Source organism: Stagnihabitans tardus (genome assembly GCF_009925085.1).
Lineage (GTDB): Bacteria > Pseudomonadota > Alphaproteobacteria > Rhodobacterales > Rhodobacteraceae > Stagnihabitans > Stagnihabitans tardus.
The window spans coordinates 1-786 of the sequence record NZ_JAABNR010000086.1; the positions used below are offsets into that span (position 1 = coordinate 1).

Here is a 786-nt window from a genome sequence, read left to right on the forward strand (position 1 = left end):
TTACAACGGCTTCGCTGGATCTTGGCTTGCCCGCGGTGCACTGCCTTCCGCAGCGTCATGAAAGAACGCCGGGCGTCGGTGCAAGGTGTATCGAGTACCGTTTGTGGAGGCGTCATTTCATGCAAGTCATTACCATCGTGCAGACCAAGGGCGGCTCGGGCAAGACCACGACCGCCATGCTTCTCGCATCTGCAGCACTGAACCTCGGGCGCAGCGTCACCCTGATCGACGGTGATGTGAACGCTCAACTCGGCCGTTGGCGCGACAGTTTCGAACTGGCCACGTGGGAGAGTGCGCAAAAGCCCGACTGGCCGGAGAGCCTGGCGATCCTCTCGCCACCGGAAAGTGTTGAAGGGCTTCTGTCGCTCCTCGAGGCCGAGGAAGCGCGCGGCGTCGATCTCGTCGTGATCGACACCCGGCCTGGCACCCACACCGACACCGAGGACTTCTGCCTGATCTCCGATCTGGTGCTGATCCCAGCCCGCCCCGTCTACGCCGAATGGGAAATGACCCATCGCGCCGTCCTCTGGATGGACGACCTCCGCGCCTCGATTGCCGAGGGCGAGCGGTTCCCCGCGGTCCGGGTCCTCGTCATGGACGCGGGGCCGAAGATCATCGACGCCGCAACCCGGGAAGGGGGGATGGCTCAACTGCCAAAGCGCGACCAAGACGTGCTGCAAGAGATCCTGCGTCTCGACCATCTCGACGTGATCGTTCCGCATTCGAGAATCCTCGAACAACTGGGCTATCACGGCCCCCTTGGACCGGCGGCCCGCGCCAACGCCA

At 63.7% G+C, this 786-nt stretch carries 1 protein-coding gene; it reads left to right on the top strand.

Going from position 1 to position 786, the window contains the following annotated elements; all coding sequences use genetic code 11:
* Nucleotides 1–119: 119 nt before the first annotated feature.
* Nucleotides 120–786 (top strand): ParA family protein (locus GV832_RS21710; RefSeq protein WP_168776933.1); only part of this gene is annotated, 667 nt, incomplete at its 3' end.